20 protein-coding genes and 1 pseudogene are annotated in these 21868 nt (G+C 68.6%); 4 read left to right on the top strand and 17 right to left on the bottom strand.

Annotation, left to right across the window (positions count from 1 at the left end; translation table 11 throughout):
• Window positions 1-96: 96 nt before the first annotated feature.
• Together AC07YH_RS18605 and AC07YH_RS18600 are read right to left on the bottom strand one after the other, a co-directional pair.
• Window positions 97-624, bottom strand: coding sequence for a DUF1993 domain-containing protein (locus AC07YH_RS18605; RefSeq protein ID WP_494748443.1), 528 nt, complete (start codon window positions 622-624; stop codon window positions 97-99).
• Window positions 625-749: 125 nt separating this feature from the next.
• Complete coding sequence (locus tag AC07YH_RS18600; RefSeq protein ID WP_494748442.1) at window positions 750-2957, bottom strand: putative bifunctional diguanylate cyclase/phosphodiesterase; 2208 nt, start codon at window positions 2955-2957, stop codon at window positions 750-752.
• Window positions 2958-3136: 179 nt separating this feature from the next.
• Between AC07YH_RS18600 and prfA the strand changes: the two genes are divergently transcribed.
• Window positions 3137-4207 carry a peptide chain release factor 1 gene (gene prfA / locus AC07YH_RS18595; protein ID WP_494748441.1) on the top strand — a complete coding sequence of 357 codons (1071 nt, stop codon included), beginning with the start codon at window positions 3137-3139 and terminating at the stop codon, window positions 4205-4207.
• Window positions 4208-4265: 58 nt separating this feature from the next.
• Window positions 4266-5030, top strand: a complete 765-nt coding sequence (locus AC07YH_RS18590; protein WP_494748440.1) for a pseudouridine synthase — start codon at window positions 4266-4268, stop codon at window positions 5028-5030.
• A gap of 47 nt (window positions 5031-5077) precedes the next feature.
• On the opposite strand, the gene AC07YH_RS18585 is transcribed toward AC07YH_RS18590, so the two are convergent.
• Entirely contained in the window at window positions 5078-5494 is a 417-nt protein-coding gene (locus AC07YH_RS18585) for a hypothetical protein (RefSeq protein ID WP_494748439.1), read from the bottom strand.
• Between the two features lie 159 nt (window positions 5495-5653).
• Here AC07YH_RS18585 and AC07YH_RS18580 point away from each other — a divergent pair, with 159 nt between their 5' ends.
• On the top strand, window positions 5654-6652 hold the full coding sequence (locus AC07YH_RS18580; protein WP_494748438.1) for a class I SAM-dependent methyltransferase: 999 nt from the start codon (window positions 5654-5656) through the stop codon (window positions 6650-6652).
• Here AC07YH_RS18580 and AC07YH_RS18575 read toward each other — a convergent pair.
• The 8 genes from AC07YH_RS18575 to AC07YH_RS18540 all read right to left on the bottom strand — a co-directional run bounded on the left by AC07YH_RS18575 (window position 6649) and on the right by AC07YH_RS18540 (window position 14908).
• Entirely contained in the window at window positions 6649-7101 is a 453-nt protein-coding gene (locus tag AC07YH_RS18575; RefSeq protein WP_494748437.1) for a MaoC family dehydratase, read from the bottom strand. The genes AC07YH_RS18580 and AC07YH_RS18575 overlap by 4 nt on opposite strands.
• A 65-nt stretch (window positions 7102-7166) precedes the next feature.
• Entirely contained in the window at window positions 7167-7574 is a 408-nt protein-coding gene (locus AC07YH_RS18570; protein WP_494748436.1) for a hypothetical protein, read from the bottom strand.
• Between the two features lie 124 nt (window positions 7575-7698).
• A complete protein-coding gene (locus tag AC07YH_RS18565; protein ID WP_494748435.1) occupies window positions 7699-8127 on the bottom strand; it encodes a hypothetical protein in 429 nt (142 codons plus the stop codon).
• Between the two features lie 12 nt (window positions 8128-8139).
• A complete protein-coding gene (gene ispG / locus AC07YH_RS18560; protein ID WP_494748434.1) occupies window positions 8140-9282 on the bottom strand; it encodes a flavodoxin-dependent (E)-4-hydroxy-3-methylbut-2-enyl-diphosphate synthase in 1143 nt (380 codons plus the stop codon).
• 215 nt (window positions 9283-9497) lie between these two features.
• Window positions 9498-10574: a helix-turn-helix domain-containing protein gene (locus AC07YH_RS18555; RefSeq protein WP_494748433.1), complete on the bottom strand. Its 1077-nt coding sequence runs from the start codon at window positions 10572-10574 to the stop codon at window positions 9498-9500.
• 157 nt (window positions 10575-10731) lie between these two features.
• Entirely contained in the window at window positions 10732-12996 is a 2265-nt protein-coding gene (gene ptsP / locus AC07YH_RS18550; protein WP_494748432.1) for a phosphoenolpyruvate--protein phosphotransferase, read from the bottom strand.
• Between the two features lie 279 nt (window positions 12997-13275).
• Window positions 13276-13665: a hypothetical protein gene (locus AC07YH_RS18545; RefSeq protein ID WP_494748431.1), complete on the bottom strand. Its 390-nt coding sequence runs from the start codon at window positions 13663-13665 to the stop codon at window positions 13276-13278.
• A gap of 295 nt (window positions 13666-13960) precedes the next feature.
• Window positions 13961-14908: a DMT family transporter gene (locus tag AC07YH_RS18540; protein ID WP_494748430.1), complete on the bottom strand. Its 948-nt coding sequence runs from the start codon at window positions 14906-14908 to the stop codon at window positions 13961-13963.
• 133 nt (window positions 14909-15041) lie between these two features.
• Between AC07YH_RS18540 and AC07YH_RS18535 the strand changes: the two genes are divergently transcribed.
• Window positions 15042-15416, top strand: coding sequence for a hypothetical protein (locus tag AC07YH_RS18535; RefSeq protein WP_494748429.1), 375 nt, complete (start codon window positions 15042-15044; stop codon window positions 15414-15416).
• A 2-nt stretch (window positions 15417-15418) separates the two neighbouring features.
• On the opposite strand, the gene AC07YH_RS18530 is transcribed toward AC07YH_RS18535, so the two are convergent.
• The 6 genes and pseudogenes from AC07YH_RS18530 to AC07YH_RS18505 form a co-directional block, all read right to left on the bottom strand.
• Window positions 15419-15904: a helix-turn-helix domain-containing protein gene (locus AC07YH_RS18530; RefSeq protein WP_494748465.1), complete on the bottom strand. Its 486-nt coding sequence runs from the start codon at window positions 15902-15904 to the stop codon at window positions 15419-15421.
• Between the two features lie 48 nt (window positions 15905-15952).
• Window positions 15953-16087: pseudogene (locus AC07YH_RS18525) on the bottom strand (cupin domain-containing protein); the annotation flags it as partial.
• Between the two features lie 77 nt (window positions 16088-16164).
• Window positions 16165-16629 carry a hypothetical protein gene (locus AC07YH_RS18520; RefSeq protein ID WP_494748428.1) on the bottom strand — a complete coding sequence of 155 codons (465 nt, stop codon included), beginning with the start codon at window positions 16627-16629 and terminating at the stop codon, window positions 16165-16167.
• 212 nt (window positions 16630-16841) lie between these two features.
• On the bottom strand, window positions 16842-18089 hold the full coding sequence (locus AC07YH_RS18515) for an aspartate kinase (RefSeq protein WP_494748427.1): 1248 nt from the start codon (window positions 18087-18089) through the stop codon (window positions 16842-16844).
• A gap of 116 nt (window positions 18090-18205) precedes the next feature.
• Entirely contained in the window at window positions 18206-19045 is an 840-nt protein-coding gene (locus AC07YH_RS18510) for a hypothetical protein (RefSeq protein WP_494748426.1), read from the bottom strand.
• Window positions 19042-21852 carry a TonB-dependent receptor gene (locus tag AC07YH_RS18505; RefSeq protein ID WP_494748425.1) on the bottom strand — a complete coding sequence of 937 codons (2811 nt, stop codon included), beginning with the start codon at window positions 21850-21852 and terminating at the stop codon, window positions 19042-19044. The genes AC07YH_RS18510 and AC07YH_RS18505 overlap by 4 nt, the downstream gene beginning before the upstream one ends.
• Window positions 21853-21868 lie beyond the last annotated feature (16 nt).

Genomic DNA, 21868 nt, shown 5'->3' with positions numbered 1-21868 from the left:
CCCCCCCCCCCCCATCTCGGCGTATGCCGCGCTGCCCCCTCCGGCCCTCCGGGCCACCTCCCCCAGAGGGGGAGGAGCTATCAGCGCATCGCCGCCCTAAGCCGCCTTCAGCCGCTCCGGCCCGATCCCCAGGAAGTCCCGCTTGCCGATCGGCACGCCGTTGTGGCGCAGGATGTCGTAGGCCGTCACCACGTGGAAATTGAAGTTCGGGATCGCGAATTCCAGCAGGTACTGCGTGCCCGTGAAGCTCAGCGAGAAGCCGCCGGCCGGCACCACGACTTCGCGCGTCTCGCCGCCCTCGAAGGCCGAGGCAGGGACGCTCTCGACATAGGCCAGGGTCTTGGCGATGCGGTCCTGCAGGTCGGCGAAGGTCTTCTCCTCGTCGGCCATGGCCGGGGCGTCCAGGCCGGTCAGGCGGGCCACCGCGCCCTTGGCGCTGTCGGACGCCCGCTGGATCTGGCCCGACAGGGGCAGCATGTCCTCGAACAGCCGCGCCTCGACATAGGCGTCGGGGCTGGTCCCGGCGGACTCGGCGTGGGCCTTGGCCTTTTCGAGCAGCGACAGCAGCGTCTTGAGGCCGCGCGTGAGCGACGTCACGGTGACGGTCTGGAGAGTGACGGACATGGGAATTTCCTCGCTGAACCCGCCGGACCTCCCCGCGCGGGTTAGACGAGGACTTAAGCCCGCCCCATGAAAGTTTTCAATCGCTACTGATGACAATCGCTGTCAGCAATTAGCGTTGGCAGCAGCTAAGCGTCCGCCGTCAGCTTGACCCGGCCGCCGTCGGCGATCAGGGCGTCGATGGCGTCGGCCGGCACCGCCGCGCTGAACAGGAAGCCTTGCGAGTGGGCGCAGCCGATCTCTTGCAGCTGCTCGCGCTGGACGTTGGTCTCGACGCCCTCGGCGATCACCGACAGGCGCAGGGCCTTGGCCAGGCGGACGATGGCGTGGACCACCGCGCCGGCTTCCTTGTCCTCGCCCAGCGGGGTGATGAAGCTGCGGTCGATCTTGATCTTGTCGATCGGATAGCGGCGCAGATAGCTCAGCGAGCTGTAGCCGGTGCCGAAGTCGTCGAGCGCCAGCGAGAAGCCCATCTCCCGCAGGCGCTCGATGGCCTCGTGGGTGGTCTCATCGTCGCCCAGCAGCGCGCCCTCGGTGATCTCCAGCTCGATGGCCTCGGCGCGGGCGCCGGTCTCGTGCAGCAGGTCGGCGACTTGGCGGGGGAAGTCGGCCTGCTTCATCTGCAGGGCCGAGACATTGACGGCGACCTTCAGGTCCTTCCAGCGCAGGCTGTCGGTGAAGGCGCGGCGCATGACGAGACGCCCCAGTTCGTCGATCAGGCCGCAGTCCTCGGCCAGCGGCACGAAAGCGGCGGGCGAGATCGCGCCCTTGGTCGGATGGGTCCAGCGGGCCAGGGCCTCGACCCCCACGACATGGCCGACCGCATCGACCTGCGGCTGATAGGCCAGCCAGACGCCGCCGTCCTTCATGGCCTGGCGCAGGTCGGCTTCCAGCCCGCGACGGGCCTTCAGCGCCGCGTCCATCTCGGCCTCAAAGAAGCAGAAGCGGCCGCGGCCCTCGTCCTTGGCGCGGTACATGGCGACATCGGCCCGGCGAGCGGCCTCGACCGCGCCGACATGGGCCTCGGCCTGGTTGATAAGGGCCACGCCGATCGAGCCGCCGACGAACACCGTGCCGCACGACAGCTCGACGGGACCGCTCAGCCCCGCGACCAGGCGCTCGGCCAAAGCCGCCGCGCCGTGGGCGTCGAGATCGACCGCCACCACGCCGAACTCGTCGCCGCCCAGCCGCGCCACCGTCTCGCCGACGCGGCACAGGCCCGACAGGCGCTTGGCCATGGCCTGGATCAGCTCGTCGCCGGCCGCGTGGCCGTGGGTGTCGTTGACCGCCTTGAAGCGATCCAGATCGATGGCCAGCACCGCCGTGGCCCCGCGACGCCGCGACAGCCCGTCGATCGCCTGGCGCAGGCGCTCCTCGAACAGCACGCGGTTGGGCAGACCCGTGAGCGCATCATGCAGGGCCATGTGCTTGGCCCGCGCCTCGCTGGCCACCAGGCCCTCGGCGATGCGGCGGCTGCGGCGGGCGAAGACCAGCACGGCCATGGCCAGGCCCCCGACCACGATCAGGATCGGCAGCACAGCCTTGCGCAGCAGGGCCTGGCCGGGGTGCGGCGGCTCCCAGTCCAGGGTGGCGATCACCTTGCCCTTCAGGTTGCGCAGGGGGACGTGGGCGTCGCCGGCCTCGTCGCTGGCGTCACCGTTATGCAGGTGGACACCGGCCAGCAGGAAGCGGGTCGAGAAGTTCTCCAGGAACAATGCGTCCAGCTTCAGGGCGGTGATTACCACCGGCGCGTGGTCGTGACGGACCAGGGTCTTGCCGAAGTCGGACTGCACCAGGCTGGCGGTGACCAGATAGGGCTCGCCGTCGATATCCTCGACGCTGCTGATCTGCCGGGGGCGTGAGACCAGACCGCCGTCGGAGCGCGGCCCCGTCGGGCGCGGCAGCTTGGCCTCCACCGCCCGCAGCCGGGTCAGCAGCGGCGCGAACACCGGCGCGTGGCGATCGTAATAGGCCGTCGACATCGACTGGCCGACCTCCTCGCTGAACACGGGGCGGTCGTCGCGGTCGACGATGAAGATCAGATCGAAGCCCGCCTGGCCCAGCAGATAGGCGCCGACGTTCTCGCGCGCCCATTCGGGGTCGAAGCGGTTGTCCAGGTGCGCGACGGCGTCGTCCCAGACGATCTGGGGCGTGATGGTCCGCTCGATGTCGCTGGTCTTGGCCTCGACGCCGCGCTGCACCAGGGCCTGCTCGTGCAGCAGGGCGTCGCGATCGACGCGGGCGGCGATCATGAACAGCACCGTGACCAGCACGCCGACGGTGAGCAGCGCCATGCCGGCCAGCGGGGCGGACAGGCGGTTTTCGAGACGCTTCATGATCGCGGGAGGTCCAGGGACGCGAAGAGCTGGCGGACCTTTGGCAGGCAATGGCTAAGCCTGGGCTAACGGCGAAGTGTCGCCTCCCCGACTTGGGTTCTCTCGCCCCCGTCCATTCCCTTTGAAGGTGAAAGGCTCTAGAGAAACCGCCCAATCCTTTTCAGATACGTGACGTTCCCTTGCGACTGCCCCAGGCCCGCCTCGACCAGGTTCTCGACCGCTTCCGCGAAGTGGAGGCGCGCATGGGCGCGGCCACCGACGGGACCGAGATCGTCAAGCTCTCCAAGGAGCACGCCGAGCTGCGCCCGGTCGCCGAGGCCGTCGAACGCTTGGCCAAGCTGAGCGCCGAGCGCGCCGAGCTGGACGTCATGGCCGCCGATCCCGAAATGGCCGACATGGTCAAGGACGAGATCCAGGCCCTGGACGAGAGGCTGCCCGAGCTGGAGCACGAGCTGGCCCTGATGCTGGCCCCCAAGGACAAGGACGAGAACGCCTCGGCCATCCTGGAAGTGCGCGCCGGCACCGGCGGCGACGAGGCGGCCCTGTTCGCGGGCGACCTGTTCCGCATGTACCAGCGCTACGCCCAGCTGCAGGGCTGGCGGGTCGAGATCGACAGCATCTCGGAAGGCGAGATGGGCGGCTACAAGGAAATCATCGCCTCGGTCACCGGCGACGGCGTGTTCGGCCGCTGGAAGTTCGAGAGCGGCGTCCACCGCGTGCAGCGCGTGCCGGCCACGGAAGCCCAAGGCCGCATCCACACCTCGGCCGCCACCGTCGCGGTGCTGCCCGAGGCCGAGGACGTCGAGATCGAGATCAACGACAGCGACCTGCGGATCGACACCTATCGCTCGTCGGGCGCGGGCGGCCAGCACGTCAACAAGACCGACTCGGCCGTGCGCATCACCCACTTGCCCACGGGCGTGGTGGTGACCAGCTCGGAAAAGTCGCAGCACCAGAACCGCGCCAAGGCGATGAAGAACCTGAAGGCGCGCCTGTACGACATGCAGCGCCAGGCCCTGGACGACGCCCGCTCGGACGCCCGCAAGAGCCAGGTCGGCAGCGGCGATCGTTCGGAACGCATCCGCACCTACAACTTCCCGCAGGGCCGGGTCACCGATCACCGCATCAACCTGACGCTCTACAACCTGGCGCGGGTGATCGAGGGCGACGCCCTGGACGACGTCATCAAGCCGCTGATCGCCGAGGATCAGGCCGCGCGCCTGGCCAGCCTCGAAGACGGCTACAACTGATGTTCTTGAGCATGATCTTGTCCGAAAACCGGTTCCCACTTTTCGGGATCACGCTCTGATGGCCTTCACCCGCACCTACGACGAGGACGAGCCCCAGCGGGTCAACAAGTGGCTGGCCCAGAGCGGCGTGTGCTCGCGCCGCGAGGCCGAACAGCTGATCTCCGACGGCCTGGTGTCGATCGACGGCGAGGTCGTGGAGGACGTCGGCCGCAAGATCCTGACCGGCCAGACCCTGGTGCTGGCCGACCGCGCCACGGCCAAGCTGGAATCGACCTTCACCTACATGATCCACAAGCCGGTCGGCGTGGTCTCGTCCCAGCCGGACCCGGGTCAGGTCCCGGCCGCGCGCCTGCTGACCCGGCAGAACATCTGGGGCGGCGTCCCCGCTCCGATCCCGCAGTCGGGCGACCTGTTGCCGCCGATCGGCCGCCTGGACAAGGACTCGCGCGGCCTGCTGCTGCTGTCCCAGGACGGCGTGGTGGCCAAGGCCGTGATCGGCCCGCAGTCGGACCTGGAGAAGGAATACCGCGTCGCGGTGATGGGCGAACTGACGGAAGAGAAGATCGAACTCCTCCGCTTCGGCCTGGAGCTGGACGGCCGCGAACTGCGCCCCGCCGAGGTCGAGGTCATCTCCGACCAGCGCCTGCGCATCGTCCTGCGCGAAGGCCGCAACCGCCAGATCCGCCGCATGTGCGAGCTGGTCGAGCTGAAGGTCGTCGACCTGTTCCGTGTCCGGATCGGCCCGCTGACCCTCGGCGAGATGCCGGAGGGCCGCTGGCGCCCGCTGACCAGCGAAGAGCGGGCGGCGCTGATCGCGGGTTAGCGCCTTGCGCCCCTCTCCCTTTGAGAGAGGGGCCTGTCGCGAAGCCTCTATCGCGCCATATACGGCACGAACGGTCCCATCGTCACCACGATCGGACGGAACGAAGCCCTGTGGTTGGCATAGATTTCGCCGCCGTAGGCGCCCGTGACGTCGTTGACGCACAGCGGACGCTTCGAGGGATTTTCGCGCCAGCTGGACGTGTCGCGGTTCAGGTTTTCGGCGTTGGCGAGCGGCCGGTTCACGTACATCGTGCCGTCGCGCAGGCGATAGACCACGGCCGTCTTGTCGATCACCTCAGTGCTGTAGGGCTGATCGAAGGTGACGCAGGCGACGGGCGCCCCGGCGACACGGCCGTCGACCGCCCGCGCCAGGATGCGCTCGTTCCGCTGGGCCTCGCCAGCCACCGCGCTGGTGGCGCCGGCCAGGATGGCCACCGCCAGCAAACCTCTGAACATCGCACCCATCGCCGACACTCCCGGTTGAAGATCCAAGACAACCAACCTGTCACAACCTCTAGACTAGTCAACTGAGATGTGGACGCCAAACTAGCGGTTGACGACCATGCGGGCCGAAAGCGACATCGGGCGTCGGCCGGCATCAAGCCCGCGCCAGATTGGGGACTCATGCGCACCCGAGACGCCCTCCTCGCCGAGGTCAATGCCGAGTTGCCGGACTTCGACTGGGCCGAGGGGGCGCGGCGGTATCTGGACGGGTTCTTCGCCCAGTATTCGCGGGAGCAGATCGAGGCCTTCGTGGCCACCAAGCCGCTGGCGGCGATCACGCCCGAGGATCCGGTCGGGAGCCTGGCCGAGGTGGTCAGCTACCTGAACCACTTCGCCAACACGATCCACCTGCTGGCCCTGCCGCGCGGGGCGCGGGTGCTGGACGTGGCCTGCGGGCCGGGCTGGGTGTCGCACTGGCTGACGCGGCTGGGCTATGAGACGACGGGCGTCGATATCTCGGACCAGTTCGTGGCCCTGGCCCGCCGGCGGCTGGCCGACGATCCTTGCCTGGCGCTGTCCGAGCAGCAACTGGAGGCGATGTTCGCCGTCGTAGATCTCGAACGTGAAGCGCTGCCGCCTGGGCTGGAGGGGACGTTCGACGCGGCGATCCTGGAATCGTGCCTGCACCACTTCGTCGATCCGATCGCGGCGCTGGAGAACATCCGCCGGGGCCTCAAGCCGGATGGCGTGGTGCTGATCATCGAGAGCGAGAACCGCCGGGGCCCGATCCGCGACGACTACATGAAGGTGATGCTGGAGACCCAGACCCTGGAGCGGCCCTATTCGCGCGAGCAACTTCTGGAGGTCCTGGCCCATGCGGGCTTGCCGGCCGTGGAGTTCTTCGGCGCGGTCAACGGCTTCTTCGCCCAGAGCGGCCAGGGCGGCTACGACCTGAGCCGGGAGCTGGCGCGCATCACCGCCGACGCCAATATTTGCGTTTGCGCCACGAACGAGGCGGCGCTGGCGCGGATCGTCCCGTCGCGTGCGGCCACGCGCGCAGAGCCGCCGCCGGTCGACGCCGGCATGGCCCTGGCCACGCGGCTGCGCGACCGGACGCCCGCCTGGGTTCGTCCGATCCTGCGTCCGTTCGGGAGGATGCTGCTGGCGTTGCGGCGCTAGGCCTTGGCCGGCTTGCGGCGGCGCGGCACCCGCACCACGGCCTCGCCGTCCATGATCAGGTCCTCGCCGACATAGCCGGCGCAGCGCAGCGTCACGCGGGCGCTCTCGGCGTCGATCGCGGCCACGGTGACGCGCGCGGTGACGACGTCGCCGATGCGGACCGGGCGATGGAAGGCCAGGGTCTGGGATAGATAGATCGCGCCGGCGCCGGGCAGGATGGTGCCGACCACGGCCGAGCCGAACGAGGCCGACAGCAGGCCGTGGGCGATACGGCCGCGATAGGCGGTCTTCGACGCGAAGGCCTCGTCCATGTGCACGGGGTTGAAGTCGTCCGACGCCTCGGCGAACAGGCCGATGCGTTGCTCCGTGACGGGGACGTGCTTTTCGGCGGTCATCCCGACGGACAGTTCGTCCAGGATGTAGCCGCCGGTGGGGTGAGGACCGATCATCCCACGCCGTTACCGGTCAAGGCGCGCCTTGGCCAGAGAAAACGCGCGATCGACGCTGCGAAGGCCTAACGCTGCGCCGAGGCGTAGGGCACGAACGGGCCCATGGCGACCGACGCCGCGACGCCGCGCATACCCCTGCCGCCCTGGTCGTAGAACGTCACGAATTCGTTGGCGCAGAGCGGCCCCTGGATGGCGCGGGTGTTGATGACCGCATCGCTATCCAGGTTCCCGGCCCCCTGGGTCGGACGGTTCACATAGATCTGGCCGTTCGACATCCGGTAGACGATCGCCGTCCGGTCGATGATCTGGACGCCACGGATCCTGGCGGCGTTGATGCAGGAGACGGGTTGGCCCGCCACGCGGCCGCTCATCAGGCGGTCCAAGCCAGCCTCGCCGCTGTCATCGCCGGCCATGGCGCTGGACGCCGTCGCCAGGATGGCCACCGTGATCAGGCCGTGAAGCATCTTACGCATGTTGCCGCTCCCTCTCGCGCCCGCCGGCGATGTCGGATCGCACGGCTCCAAGGAAGCCACTGTCCGCCCGCGCCACTATTAAGTCAACTTACGCGCGCGGACGATACTCAGGGTGGCGAAACCTTTACGGCTTCGGCTTGGCGTAGGGCACGAAGTCGCCGAGGTTCACGAAGCCGCGGGGGAAGCGCGACAGCGAGTCGATCAGGGTCACCGGGTCGGTCTTGCACAGCTGGGCCCCGATCGTGCGGGTCAGCAGGACGTCATCGTCGCGCAGGCTGTCGGCCCCGCCGCGCGGGCGGTTGACGTAATAGCGGCCGCCGGGACCGTTGTAGACGATGGCCGTGCCGTCGATGATCTGGCTGCTGTCGCTGCCATGCAGGTTGATGCAGGACACCGGCTTGCCGGCCACGCGACCTTCCAGCAGCTTGGCCAGCTTGGCCTCGCCCTTCGGGTTGGGGGCGTTCGACACGGTGGCGGCCAGCGCGCCAGAAGCGGTGGATAGGGCCGCCGCCAGAACCACGATCGCCGCCAGACCTTGAAGCATCGGACGCATGTCGCTCACTCCCTATTCGGCCGCGAGGGTCTCGGCGGCCTTTTCAGCGGCCTGGATCTCGGCCGCCTTCTTCTCAACGAGTTCGACGATGTGATCGATCATCCCGTCGTTGGATTGTTTGTGGTCGGGCTTGCCGGCCATGTAGACCATGCCCGCCCCGGCTCCGCCGCCGGTGAAGCCGATGTCGGTCATCAGGGCCTCGCCCGGGCCGTTGACCACGCAGCCGATGATCGACAGCGACATCGGCGTCGAGATGTGGGCCAGGCGGCCTTCCAGCGCTTCGACCGTCTTGATGACGTTGAAGCCCTGACGGGCGCACGACGGGCAGGCGATGATGTTGACGCCCCGGTGGCGCAGGCCCAGCGACTTGAGGATGTCGAAGCCGACCTTGATCTCCTCGACTGGATCGGCGGCCAGGCTGACGCGGATGGTGTCGCCGATGCCGGCCCACAGCATCGAGCCTATGCCGATCGCGCTCTTCACCGTGCCGGTGCGCAGGGCCCCGGCCTCGGTGACGCCCAGGTGCAGCGGGCAGTCGATGGCCTCGGCCAGCTGGTAGTAGGCGGCCACGGTCATGAACGGGTCGGACGCCTTCACCGAGATCTTGAACTCGTGGAAGTCGTGGTCCTGCAGGATGCGGGCGTGGTTGAGGGCGCTCTCGACCATCGCCTCGGGGCACGGCTCGCCGTACTTTTCCAAGAGTTCGCGCTCGAGGGAGCCGGCATTGACGCCGATGCGCATCGAGCAGCCGTGGTCGCGGGCGGCCTGGATGACGTCGCGGACGCGATCGGGCGAACCGATATTGCCCGGGTTGATCCGCAGGCAGGCCGCGCCGGCCTGGGCCGCCTCGATGCCGCGCTTGTAGTGGAAGTGGATGTCGGCCACGAGCGGGACCTTGGCCTCGCGGGCGATGGTCTTGAACGCGGCCGTGCTGTCGGTGTCGGGACAGCTGACCCGGACGATGTCGGCCCCGGCCTCTTCCAGCTGACGGATCTGCTCCAGCGTCGCGGCGGCGTCGCTGGTCAGGGTGTTGGTCATCGACTGGACGGTGATCGGCGCGTCGCCGCCCACCTCGACATTGCCGACGCGGATCTTGCGCGATTGCCGGCGCGTGATCATGCGCCAGGGACGGACGTGGGTGTGGTCAGCGGCCATGGAGGTAATTTAGAGGGTGTTGGGGTCGGATAGAAGGGCTTCTCCCGCCCTCGCTCCGTTTTCCCCTCCCCCGCTTCCACTTCTCCGTCTCCCCGGCGAAAGCCGGGGCCCAGATTCATCCGGAGAGGCTGGGGATGACGCGCCTACGGGCCAAGACAAACCCGCACACGCTCGCGGGTTCGATCTGGGCCCCGGCTTTCGCCTGGGAGGCGGATTTATTGTTGGCGCGGAGCAGCCGCCGGAGCCGCAGCCGCAGCCGCAGCCGCCGGAGCCGCCACCGGCGCCGGGATCAGCTTGGCCACCGCCGTCTGGTTCGAGGTCAGCCGGCCCGTCAGCCGCCCGTTGTAATAGACCTCGAACAGGCTCGGCTCGACCACGTCCAGGATCAGGCCCGGGGTGCGCGGCGCGCGATAGGCGTCGCCGGCCGACAGCCAGCGGGTCATGTGGATGCTGCCGTCCGCGCGGCGCACGGTCAGGGCGCCGGCCTTGTGGGCCTGGATCAGCACGCCCGAGGCTTCCTGCGGCGTCGCGCCCAGCACTTCGCCCTTGAGCTTGAACGGCGCGCCAATCACCAGCTGGTGGTTCGGATCGAGGGTTCCGGCCTTGGCCTCGGCCTCGGCGCGGGCCTTGGCGGCGGCGTTGGCGGCGTCGACCGAACCGCCATTGGCGGCGGCGTCGTCCAGGCCGGGGGTCTTGTAGGGATCGGGCGTGGTGCTCTCGACCGGAGCCGGCAGCGGCGAGCCCAGAGCGACCTGGGTGTTGCTGGCGTGCGACTGGACCTGGGTCGAGACGGCGGCCGGAGCCACCTGTTGCGGCGGCTCTTCCTTGGTGATGGCGCGCTGGGCGACGTTCCACAGCAGGATGGCGCCGATCACCAGCAGGCCGCCGGCGAAGATCATGGCCAGGCGCGGGTCGCGCTCGCGGCGCACACCGACCGGCGCGCGCAGCTCGACGCCCTCGTCCGGGCTGTCGTTCTTGAAGCGGGTCACGGCCGCCTCGGCGTCCAGGCCCAGCAGGCCGGCATAGGCGCGGACATAGCCGATGGTGAACGGACGCGAGGGCAGGTCCTCGAGGCGCATGTCCTCCAGCGCCTCGATATAGCTCTGGCGGATGCGGGTGCCGTCGGCGACGTCCTGGGTGGTCAGGCCGCGGAATTCGCGAGCCGCCTTCAGGGCCAGGCCGATGTCGGCGCCCTCATCCAGCGAAGGCTGCGCGACGGCGATCGGCGCATCGTCCGCATCGGCGTCCGTGACGAGATGCAAACGCCTCACGTTGCCCGTATCCAGCGGCATGTTCGACCAAACGCCCCAAAAATCGCGCCGCGCGCGAAGCGCGGAGCCCCCCACTCCCGTATCACACGGAAGTCTTAACAACTGTTTGTGGATATCAAACTAAGTAGCCGGATTCAATGTACTAAACGGTGACGCTTGGTTAACGGCCAAGGTTTCGTCACACCGCCACGTAGAGCTTCCGCGCCAGGGTTTCGATCTCGCCACGGAGCGATCCGCCCGAGCCCTTCAGCAGCGCCTCGACATTGCGTCGGGCGGCCTCGCGATCCAGCGACAGGACCATCTGCTTGACCGGGCCGATACCGGCCGGCGGCATGCTAAGCCCTTCAAATCCCAGGGCGACCAGGGCGAAGGCCTCGAGCGGACGACCGGCCATCTCTCCGCACACGGACACCGGCGTGCCCGTGTCGGCGCAGGCCTGCTGGATGGTCTTCAGGGCCCGCAGGGCGGCCGGCGACAGCGGATCGTAGCGGTCCGAGACCTTGGGGTTACCCCGGTCGGCGGCGAACAGGTACTGCATCAGGTCGTTGGTGCCGACCGAAACGAAGTCGGTCATCGGCAGCAGTGCGTCCAGATGCCACAGCAAGGACGGGGCCTCGATCATCGCCCCGACGTCCAGGCGCGCGGGCGCCGGGCGGCCACGCTTCAGGGCCCAGGCGACTTCCTGATCGACGAACGAGCGCGCGGCGCGGAACTCGTCGACATTGGCCACCAGCGGGAACATCACCTTCAAGGGGCGACCGGCGGCGGCCTTGATCAGGGCGCGGATCTGCATGCGCAGCAGGGCCGGACGGTCCAGGCCCATGCGCACGGCGCGCCAGCCCAGGGCCGGATTGTCCTCGCGCTCCAGCTCCATGTACGGCAGCAGCTTGTCGCCGCCGAGGTCGAGCGTGCGGAAGGTCACCGGCATGCCGTTGGCGGCCTCCAGCACCTTCTCGTAGAGCGCCGTCTGGGCCTCCAGGCGCGGCAGCTCCTCGGCGACCATGAACTGGAACTCGGTGCGGAACAGGCCGATGCCCTCCGCGCCCGTCTCGGCCAGGATGTCGAGGTCGACGGCGAGGCCCGCGTTCATCAGCAGGCTGATCTTGGCCCCGTCCTTGGTGATCGGCGGGGTGTCGCGCAGGCGGGCGAACTCGGCCTTGCGCTGGGCGCGGACCTCCATCCGAGCCTTCAAGGCCTTGATGACGTCCGGTCGCGGCCGCAACCAGGCCTCGGCCGTCTCGGCGTCGACCACCACGGGATCGCCCTCGCTGACGCGGTCGCGCAGGCCGGCCAGGCGGCCGACGCAGGGGATGTCCAGCGCCCGGGCCACGATGCCGGCGTGGCTGGCGGCGCTGCCCTCTTCGAGCAGGATGCCTTTCAGCTTGGTGCGGTCGTATTCCAGCAGGTCGGCGGGCCCAAGGTTCCGGGCGATCAGGATCGCGTCGTCGGGCAGCACCCGCACCGCATGGACGTCGCCCGACAGGTGGCGCAGCAGGCGGTCGTTGAGGTCTTCTAGGTCGTGCAGCCGCTCGCGCAGATAGGGGTCGCGGGCCTGGCCCAGGCGCGCGCGGTGCTCGGAGCGGACGCGCTCGACGGCGGCCTCGGCGGTCAGGCCCGAGCGCACGGCCTCGTTCAACGACCGGTTCCAGCCGCGATCGTGGGCGAACAGGCGGTAGGTCTCCAGCACCTCGTACGAGGCGCCGACCAGACCGTGCTGGCCCTCCAGCATCTGGTCGATCTGGGTCTGCAGCGCCTCGATGGCGTAAGAGAGCCGGGCCTCCTCGGCCAGGGCGTCGTCGGACAGCAGGGTCTCGGGCGCGACCGGCTGCTCGTGCAGCACGGCGACGCCATACGCGAGGCCTTCCGCGAACCGCGAACCCTTCAGCCGCTCGGGCTTATGGGGCGCCAGCTCGACGTCCTTCAGCTCGTCGGCGCCCAGCAGTTCGCTGGAGCTGACCATCTCGGCCAGCACCATGGCGATGATCTGGAGATCCTCGACCTCCTCCTCGTCATAGGTGCGCTCGGTGCGGTTCTGGACGACCAGCACGCCGATCGAGCGGCCGCCGCGCAGCAGCGGCACGGCCAGGAAGGCGTGGTAGGGGTCTTCGCCGGTTTCCGGGCGGTACGAGAACTGCGGATGGCTGGCGGCGTCGGACAGGTTCAGTGGCCGGCCCAGGCGCATGGTCTCGCCGACCAGGCCCTCGCCCGGCTTGAGCCGCGTGACGTGGACGGCCTCCCGGGCCAGACCTTCGGTGGCGAACAGTTCGAGATCGTTCGAAGCGCGGCGCAGATAGATCGAGCAGACTTCCGCCACCATCGAGATGGCGATGGTGCGCACCACCATGTCGAGCTTGGCCTGGGCGGGACCACCGCCGGCCATGGCCTCGCGAATCTGCCGAAGCAGGCTGCGGGGTCCTCGAACGGCCATGCCGGATGCCGCCATCTCGTCTGCGCGCGCTCCCTAGTGCGGATCACGGTCTAGCCCAGCTTCGAACGCCAGGGGTTAAGACCGGTCTCTTCTCAGGATGGGGCTACAGCAGATTTGGCATCGGGGCCAGCGGCTCGGATCAACCGAACGTCGATTAGGTGTGAGGGCACGAAAAAGCGCCGCCCGCCTTTTTGCGTTTATCCCGAGGCGACGCGAAAAAGCGCCGCCCCGGGTGGGGGCGGCGCAGTTGCACGCTCGGGGAGGGATCGGAACTCGAGCGGCTATAGACGGGACCTAGCGGCGATAGCCGTAGGCGTAGTGGTCGTTCCGGTAGCCGCCGCGGTCGTAGCGGTTGTCGTAACCGTAGCGGCTGTTGCTGTAGCGGTTGTCGTTGTAGCGGTTGTCGTAGCCGTAACGCGGAGCGCTGCGGTACGACTGGCTGTAGCGACGGTCGTACTTGCTCTTGGCGGTCGTCGCGCCCAGGGCCGCGCCGGCGACGGCGCCGATGGCGACCGCGTCGGTCTTGCCGTCGCCGATCGCGGCGCCGGCCAGACCACCGATCACGGCGCCGATGACGGCGCGGTTGGTCTTCTCGCCGGCGAAGGCGGCCGAGGCGGGGGCGACCAGCGCGCCGGTGATGGCGACAGCGACGATGGTCTTGGTGAACTTGCCGATGGTCTTCATGGCAGGGCTCCTAACTTTCGAAGCGTCGCCCTGTGCGGCGCTGTTGATGTCCTTTGTAGAGGGGCCTGCCTGAACCTGATTTGAACCGCGCTGTTCAGGTTCGGTTTATGTACGAAAAAAGTTTGGGAGCTCTCCGCTGCTACCATTCTCCCGTCTCCCCGGCGAAAGCCGGGGCCCAGATGGAGGAGCGCTGGGGTGGGTTCTATGAGCGCTGCGTTCTTCCAATCATCCCCAGCGCCATGAGATCTGGGCCCCGGCTTTCGCCGGGGAGACGGGGAAGAGAGGCGAATGAAGGTTAGCCCGCCGCCAACACGTCCTTAGCCGGCCGATGCAGCCGCACAGACCACAGCACCCCGGCCAGCATCAGCACGATCGCCGCCGTCTCCAGCCCCTTCGGCCAGCGGCCCTCGTGCAGGAAGCCGTAGAGCAGCGCGAACAGGGTCTCGAACACGATCAGCTGGCCCGACAGGCTGAGCGGCAGCAGACGGCTGGCCGCGTTCCACAGGCCATTGCCGATCACCGAGGCGCCGATCGCCACCGCGAAACTGACCAGCCAGAACCAGCCCCAGGCCGCCGGCGCATGGACCTTGCCGCCCAGCGCGAACGCCGGGACCACCAGCGCCAGCGACAACAGCCCCGTCACGAGGCCCGACAGCAGCGACCACTCGTGGCTGCTGAACTTCGGCGTCGCGGCCAGGCGGCGGGCGTTCCAGACGGCATAGGCGGTCCACATGGCGAGCGCCAGGGTCGCGCCCAGCACGCCGACCACCTGCCGGCCGATGCCGACGCCCTGGCTCTGCGTGAACACCGAGACGTTGATGCAGACCCCGCCGGCGACCACCAGCGCCAGCGGCAGGGCCAGCTGGCGCAGCGGAACGCCCTCCCCCGGCTTGGCGCCCGCCAGGGTCACGGTCACCGGCAACAGGCCGATGATCAGCGACGCCAGCGCTACGCCCGAACTCTGCACCGAGACCGACAGGCCGACATAGTAGATCAGGTTGCCCAGCAGGCTGAGCGCGGCCAGATCGCGCCAGTCCTTGGCCGTCATCTTGCCCATCACCGCCTTCCACGACGGCGCCAGCAGCACCGCCGACGCCAGGCCGTAGGCGATGTAGCGGCCGGCCGTCATCTGCAGCGGCGTGAAGGCGGCCAGTAGCTTCGGCGCCAGGAACACCCCGCCCCAGAATGCGCCGGCGATCAGGCCGAACAGCAGGCCCAGAAGGAGGTTACGGGAGGAGCTCATGGGCCCCGAGTTAGCAGGCGCGACGCGGCCTGGCTTGGCGAAAGCTCCCGCAGCTTTGGCGAACTCTCTTGGAGGTTGACTCTCAGGTAGAGTGATGGCGCAATCCAACCTTAGGTAAAATCAGGAGGGTTGAATGAAGTCTCGTCGCGAATTGATGTTCGGCGCCGCTGGTCTCGGCGCGCTGCTCGCAGCCACGTCCGCCCAGGCCCGGACCCTGACCGCCAGCGCCTCGCCCAGCACGCTCACTGGCGCCGGCTGGCCGCCGACCGATCCCACCTACGTCACCGTCAGCGGCGGCACGCCGCCCTACAGCTACGCGTGGGTGCACACCGGCGGCACCGGCTATGTCTACGCCAATGACCCGGCCGGTGATTCCACAACCTTCTATTGGAACGGCCCATGGGGCGGCCCGCCGAAGGACTCGCGCTGGGTCTGCGTGGTGACCGACGCCGCCAGCCAGACGGCGACCACCAACACCGTCACGGTCACCTTCGACCCGACGATCTAGGGCTAGCGCCGCTTTCGCCAGGCGCCGGGGGTGACGCCCAGGCTCGCCCTCATGCGCTTGGTGAGACCGCTCTGATCGCCGTGCCCCGTGCGCACGGCGATCTCGGCGATCGACAGGGACGTGTCGGACAGCAGGCGCTGGGCCGCTCGCAGACGGGTGTCGGAGAGGGCCCCGTGCGGCGTGGTTCCATAGGCGTCGGCGAAGCGGGCGAAGAACCGGCTCTGGCTCATGCCGGCCTCGGCGGCGAGGTCGCGGACGGTCAGCGGCTGGTCGTAGCGGGCCTCGATCATCGCCGCGGCCCGGGCCAGGCGCGGATCGACGCTGATCGGCGCGGCGGACAGGCCGCGCAGCAGCAGGGGCGTCCAGAGGCTGGCGACGCCGGTCTCGATGGCGCCGGGCGCCTCGCCGGCCAGGTATTCCAGAAGGCCGCGCACGGCGCCGGTGACCGGGGCGAACGGCCGCTCCCGCAGGCGCTCGAACGGCGCCATCAGCGCGCCGCCGATGTCGGCGACCACGAACAGGTTCTCGCCTTGAGCCGCGAAGGTGTGGCTGACGCCGGGCGGCACGACCGCCGCCCGGCCCGGATCGACCCGGCCGCCCTTGCCGTCGATCTCCATCTCCAGCACGCCCCGGCGCGGCAGCACGATCTGGTCGAAGCCATGCGCGTGCGGCGGCGCGTCCTCGCCATAACGGCGGAACGAGAGTTCGGCGGGGAGACGGAGGTGGGAGAGACGGGGATCGAGTGGAGCTACCCGTGCCCCGGCAAGGCCAGCGGCTCATCGGCATCCGCCACCAGCTTGCGGGCCTGCTCGAGGGCGGCGTCGATGTCGGTCTCGATGAACTCGACCTCGAGGTCGGTCAGCGGGTGCGGGGCGGCGACGACATTGCGGAGATAGGCGCGCTTCTCCGTCGCGGTCATGGTCCACCAGCCGACGGTGTGGCCTTCCTCGATGACCGCGTCGCCCATGGCCAGCAGGTCGTCGGTGTCGAAGATCGGCTGGCCGGGCTTTTCCGGGAACCACTGGCCGTCGTCCGGCAGGGCCTGGTCCAGCTGGTTCAGCAGCGCCGCCAGCCACGGGCTGATCAGCAGCGGCTTCTCGTAGCCGTCACCGAACTTGGCGCGCAGCAGCAGGTCGTAGAGCAGGTCCAGCCCGGCGTCGCCGTGGAAGGTGACGGTCTTGGCGTCGGGATCGAACTTGAAGACGTCAGGCATGGGGCGCCATTCTCTATAGGTTGAGAGCACGCCCCTGGCGTGCTCTCGGGGGCTCGGAGCCCCTCATAACGTCCGAACGCGACGTTTTGTAGATGCTCAAGATCCTCCCCTCTTGGGGGAGGTGGCCCGGAGGGCCGGAGGGGGCAGCGCGGCATAGGCCGAGCAGGCCCCCTCAGTCGCTCCGCGACAGCTCCCCCAGAGGGGGGAGCAGCTTACAGCTGATCCAGCCCGTACACCGCGTGCAGCGCCCGCACGGCCAGTTCGGTATAGGCCGCGTCGATCAGGACCGAAATCTTGATCTCCGAGGTCGAGATGACCTGGATGTTGATGTTCTTCTCGGCCAGGGCCTGGAACATCGATTGGGCGACGCCCGCGTGCGAGCGCATGCCGACGCCGATCACCGACACCTTCGAGACGTCCTCGTCGACGGCGACGTCCTCGAAGCCGATTTCCTTCTGGGCGGCGCGGACGATCTCGACGGCGCGGGCGGCGTCACGCTTGCCGACCGTGAACTCCATGTTGGCGGTGTCGGCGCTGCGGGCGCGCGACTGCACGATCATGTCGACGTTCACATTGGCGTCGGCGAGGCGGCCGAAGATCTGCGAGGACACGCCCGGATGGTCGGGCAGGCCCAGCAGGGTGATCTTGGCTTCGTCGCGGCTGTAGGCGACGCCCGAGACGATGCGCTTTTCCATGATTTCTTCCTCGTCGCAGACGATCGTACCTTGGCCCGGGGCTTCGCCCGGTTCGACGAAACTCGACAGCACCCGCACCGGGACGCGATGGGCCATGGCCATCTCGACCGAGCGGGTCTGCAGCACCTTGGCCCCCAGCGAGGCCATTTCAAGCATCTCTTCGTAGCTGATCTTGGCCAGGCGCTTGGCCTTGCTCTCGATCCGCGGGTCGGTCGTGTAGACGCCGTCCACGTCCGTATAGATGTCGCAAGCGCCCTTCACGGCCGCGGCGATGGCCACGGCGGAGGTGTCCGAGCCGCCCCGGCCCAGGGTGGTGATGCGCTGGCCCGTGGTCACGCCCTGGAAGCCGGCGATGACGGCGATCTCGCCGGCCTCGAAACAGGCTTCCAGATTGGCCGGCGGGATGTCCTCGATGCGGGCGCGGCCGTGGGCCTCGTCCGTGATGATCGGCACCTGCCAGCCCAGGAACGAGCGAGCCTTGTGGCCCATGTTGCGCAGGGTCATGGCCAGCAGGCCGGCGGTTACCTGCTCGCCCGAGGCGACGATGGCGTCGTATTCGTCGTCGGATTCCGGAAGGCCCGCCGCCGCGCGGCCCGCGCCGTCGGTCCAGGCGACCAGCTCGTTGGTCTTGCCCGACATGGCCGAGACGACCACCGCCACCTGTTTGCCCGTCGCGACCTCGGCGGCGACCAGGCGCGCCACCCGGCGAATGCGCTCCAGGTCGGCGACGGAGGTGCCGCCGAACTTCATCACCAAGCGAGACACGTGCCTGTCACCTCGAAAACCGGTCAATTCTTGCGCGGAAGCCGGTGCATCGCCCCCGCCCGCGCAAGCCGCCGCCTTCTAGCGGCGTTGATGCGGCGCCGCAATGCTCCCGAGCGTTATTTTCGTGACGCCGAAACGTCCGGGACCGGCGGAACCGTGAAGGCCACCACCTGGCGCGTGGCGCGGTTGACGCCCCACAGCGTGCGCTTCTGGAAAGGATCCCAGGCGATGGCCTGCCCCTCGACCGGAATCGAGAAGGTCGCCTTCAGGTCCAGGGTCGCTCCGCCCTCGGTCGGGATGGCCAGGGCGTACATCTCGGGCCGGTCGTGGCCGGTGATGTAGAGCAGGCCGTCGTCGCCGAACCCGCCGCCCGAGCAGCTGTAGGGGGCCATCCGCTCCAGCACCGCCGCCGGCAGGGCATAGGCCCCGACGCGCCGCCACTGGTCGTCATATTTGACCAGCGTGGTCCAGCGATGGTCGCGGTTCGGCTCGCCGCCCTTGGCGTCGTAGTTGGCGAACATCGCCCACCAGAAGCCGTCGTGGCGGTCGATCCAGGTCAGCGAGCCGATGCCCGGCCCGATCGGGATGGTCCGGGTGTGGGTCATCTTGACGGGATCGAACACCTCGACCGCGCTGTTCTGCGGCACGCTGGGATAGTTCGAGCCCGCGCAGACCAACTCCTTGCCGACGATCAGGCAGGCGTTCAGGTGCTTGAAGCGGACGGGATCGCCCTTCCACTCGGCCTGCTTGACGGCGCTGGCCTTGTCGTAGCGGGCGATGGTCCCGTTATCGATGGCGTAGAGGTGCGTCTTGTCCGCCGCCACGCCCTGGTTGGCCTCGGGGGCGTCGAGACGGCGGGTCTCCACCGTCTTCAGAGCGGGCTCCTGGGCCATGACCGGCCCGCCCGCGAGGGACAGGACGGCCAGGCCGAGGAGAGTGGCGGCCTTCAGGCTCACCATTTCGCCGACAGGCCTGCGTACCAGGTCGCGCCGTAGCGCTCGTAGCCGATGATCCAATCCGGTCGCTTCCCTTGATATTCCCACAGGACTTCGTCGTTGAGGTTCTGCCCCTCGACGAAGACGGAGATGTGACGGTTGATCTTGTACGACGCCTTCAGGTCCACGCGTGTGTACGTGTTGAAATAGGTGTCGCCGACCCGGTCCTCGCCGATGGTGTCGAGATAGGCGCCGGTGCGGTGGATGCCCAGCACCGCCTGGACCCCGTACTTCTGATAGAAGAGCTGGCCGCCATAGATGGTGTTCGACTGCTTGGGGAACGGCAGCTTGTCGGTGCGGTCGGGGACCTTCAGGTCCGAGCCGGTGAAGGTGGCGTTGGCCCCGATCCCCAGGCCGCCCAGCGCGCCCGGCAGCCTGTTGAACTGCTGGCGCCAGGCCAGTTCGACGCCGTGGATCGAGCCCTTGTCGGCGTTGCGCGGCTGGCTGTAGCCGAACGTGGTGTAGGTCCGGTCGCCGTAGCGGTAGTCCAGGAAGCTCTCACTGAAGTTGAAGATCGGGTTCTTGATCTCCTTGTTGAACGCCCCCAGCGACAGCTGGCCGCCGCGCGCGAAGTACCATTCGGCCGAGAAGTCGAGATTGGTCGACTTGTACGGCTTGAGGTTCACATTGCCCTCCGACAGCCCGGCCGAGAACGTGCCCGGCACGATCGGGCTCTCGACGACGTCGAAGCTGCCGCCCGGCGACAGCTGCGGATATTGCGGCCGGCCGATGGTCTGGGTGGCCGAGAAGCGCACCACGACTTCGCGGCTGGGGTCGAAGCGGACGTGCAGGTTGGGCAGCACGTCGACATAGTCGCTCTTGGTGCGCTGCTTCTGGACCGTGTTGCCGTTCATCAGGCGATAGCCCTCGGCGTCGGTGGCCGTGCGCTCGACGCGGACCCCGCCCAGCACCGACCACTTGCCAAAGCCCAGCTTGGCCATGGCGTAGCCGGCCGCGACCTCTTCCTGGACGTCGTAGTCGCTGAGCGTGTTGTTCGACAGCGTGGTGATGGGGTCGATCAGGAACTTGGCGGTGTTCAGGTTCTGCGCGGTCCAGGCCTCGATCGAGGCGCTGATCGTCACCGGGTTCTCGTAGACGCGGTTGCCGATGAAGCTGCGGGTCGGCGCGCCCTGCAGGCCGAAGTCGGCCAGGGTGAAGCGGTTGGCCGCCGCCGAGGCGCGGGCGTACTGGGTGATGTTGACGTCCTGGACCTTCTCGCTGGAGCGGTACTTCAGGCCGAACTGCACATAGCTGCCCTCGCCGATGGAGAGCTCGCGCTTCAGGTTCAGCTTGCCGGCCCAGATGGTCTCGTCGCCGGTGCTGTTCTGGTAGGTGTACTGGCGAAAGCCCATGGCCGAGGCGGGCAGCTCGACCTGCGGAACCGCCGTGTACAGCAGGTCGGACATGTCGAAGTTCGTCGTGACCGGCGAGCCCCGGAACTGCCACACGCCGTTGGGATTGCGCAGCTCGTTGCGGCCGTAGGCGACGTCCCAGTCGATGTCCCACGCGCCGCGATCGTGCTGGCCGCCGACCGAGGTCGACAGCACCGACTTGTCCTTGTGGTCCAGGCGCAGGTCCTGACGGCGCTCGCCGCCGGTCGACGTCCCGACGCCGTCGCCGGTGAACTTGATCAGATTGCCGGTGACCTGGGCGGCGGTGGCGAAGTCCAGGCGATAGCGCTGGCGGTACTCGTTCTCCTTGAACGAGCTGTAGAGGGCCCGCAGGTAGACGCGGTCCTGCTCGCTGGGGCGGTATTCGATCGAGCCGTTCACGCCCAGGCGCTTACGATCCAAGTCGTAGGTCGTGTATTTGATGTTGGTCGGCATGCCGCGCGTGGCGCCGGGCACCTCGCGCCAGTCGTCCGGATAGAGGCCGTAGGTACGATAGTCGCGGTCCGAATAGTTGATCCCGACCAGCACGCCCCACTTGTCGCCGAACACCTTGCCGACATTGAACTCGCCGGCGAACGGGGTCTTGTGGTTCAGCTCCTGCCAGCCGACCTGGCTGGAGGCGCGCAGCATCTGGCCGCCCTTCACGTCGAACGGGCTCTGGGTGACCAGGTTGATGGTGCCGCCCACGGCCTGGGCGTCCATGTTGGCGGTGACGGCCTTGATCACCTCGATGCGCGACGTCAGCTGGCCGCTGACCACGTCCAGCGGGATGGCGCGGCTGTTGCTGTCGGGCGAGCCCAGCTCGACGCCGTTCAGGGTGACGTTGTTCAGCGCCCCGTCGACGCCGCGGATCGAGACGTAGCGGCCCTCGCCCTGGTCGTACTTCAGGCCCACGCCCGGCAGGCGCTCGACGCTCTCGGCCGCGTTCTTGTCGGGCATCTGGCCCATCTCGTCGGCCGAGATGGCGTCGGTGACGCCGTCGGCGTCGTGCTTGTGGTCGATCGAGCGCTGCTCGGACAGGCGCTGGCCGATCACCAGGACCTGATCGACCGCGTGGTCCGCGCCCGCAACCTGCCGAGACACCAGGGTGATGGTCCGCCCATCGTCCGAGGCGATGGTCAGGTCGGTCCCGGCCAGCAGACGGCGGAGGGCCTCGCGGACCTCGATGTCGCCCTTGACGGCCGCCACGCGCTGACCGGCGACGGCCTCGCCGGCCACCAGCACCTGGACGCCGGCCTGGCGGGCGAAGTCCGGCACGCCGGTGGCGGCCGGCTGGGCCGCGACGTTGAAGCTGCGCACCTGGGCATAGGCCGGCGCGGCGACGGCCACGACGGCGCTGCTGGCCAGAAGAGCCAAGGCAAATCGAGAATAGTGCATCGGTGTCGCCCCTCGC

The organism is Caulobacter sp. GW456-12-1-14-TSB4 (assembly GCF_059424195.1).
Note: the sequence above shows the minus strand (reverse complement) of the source record. Positions and strands in the feature narration are given on the sequence as shown.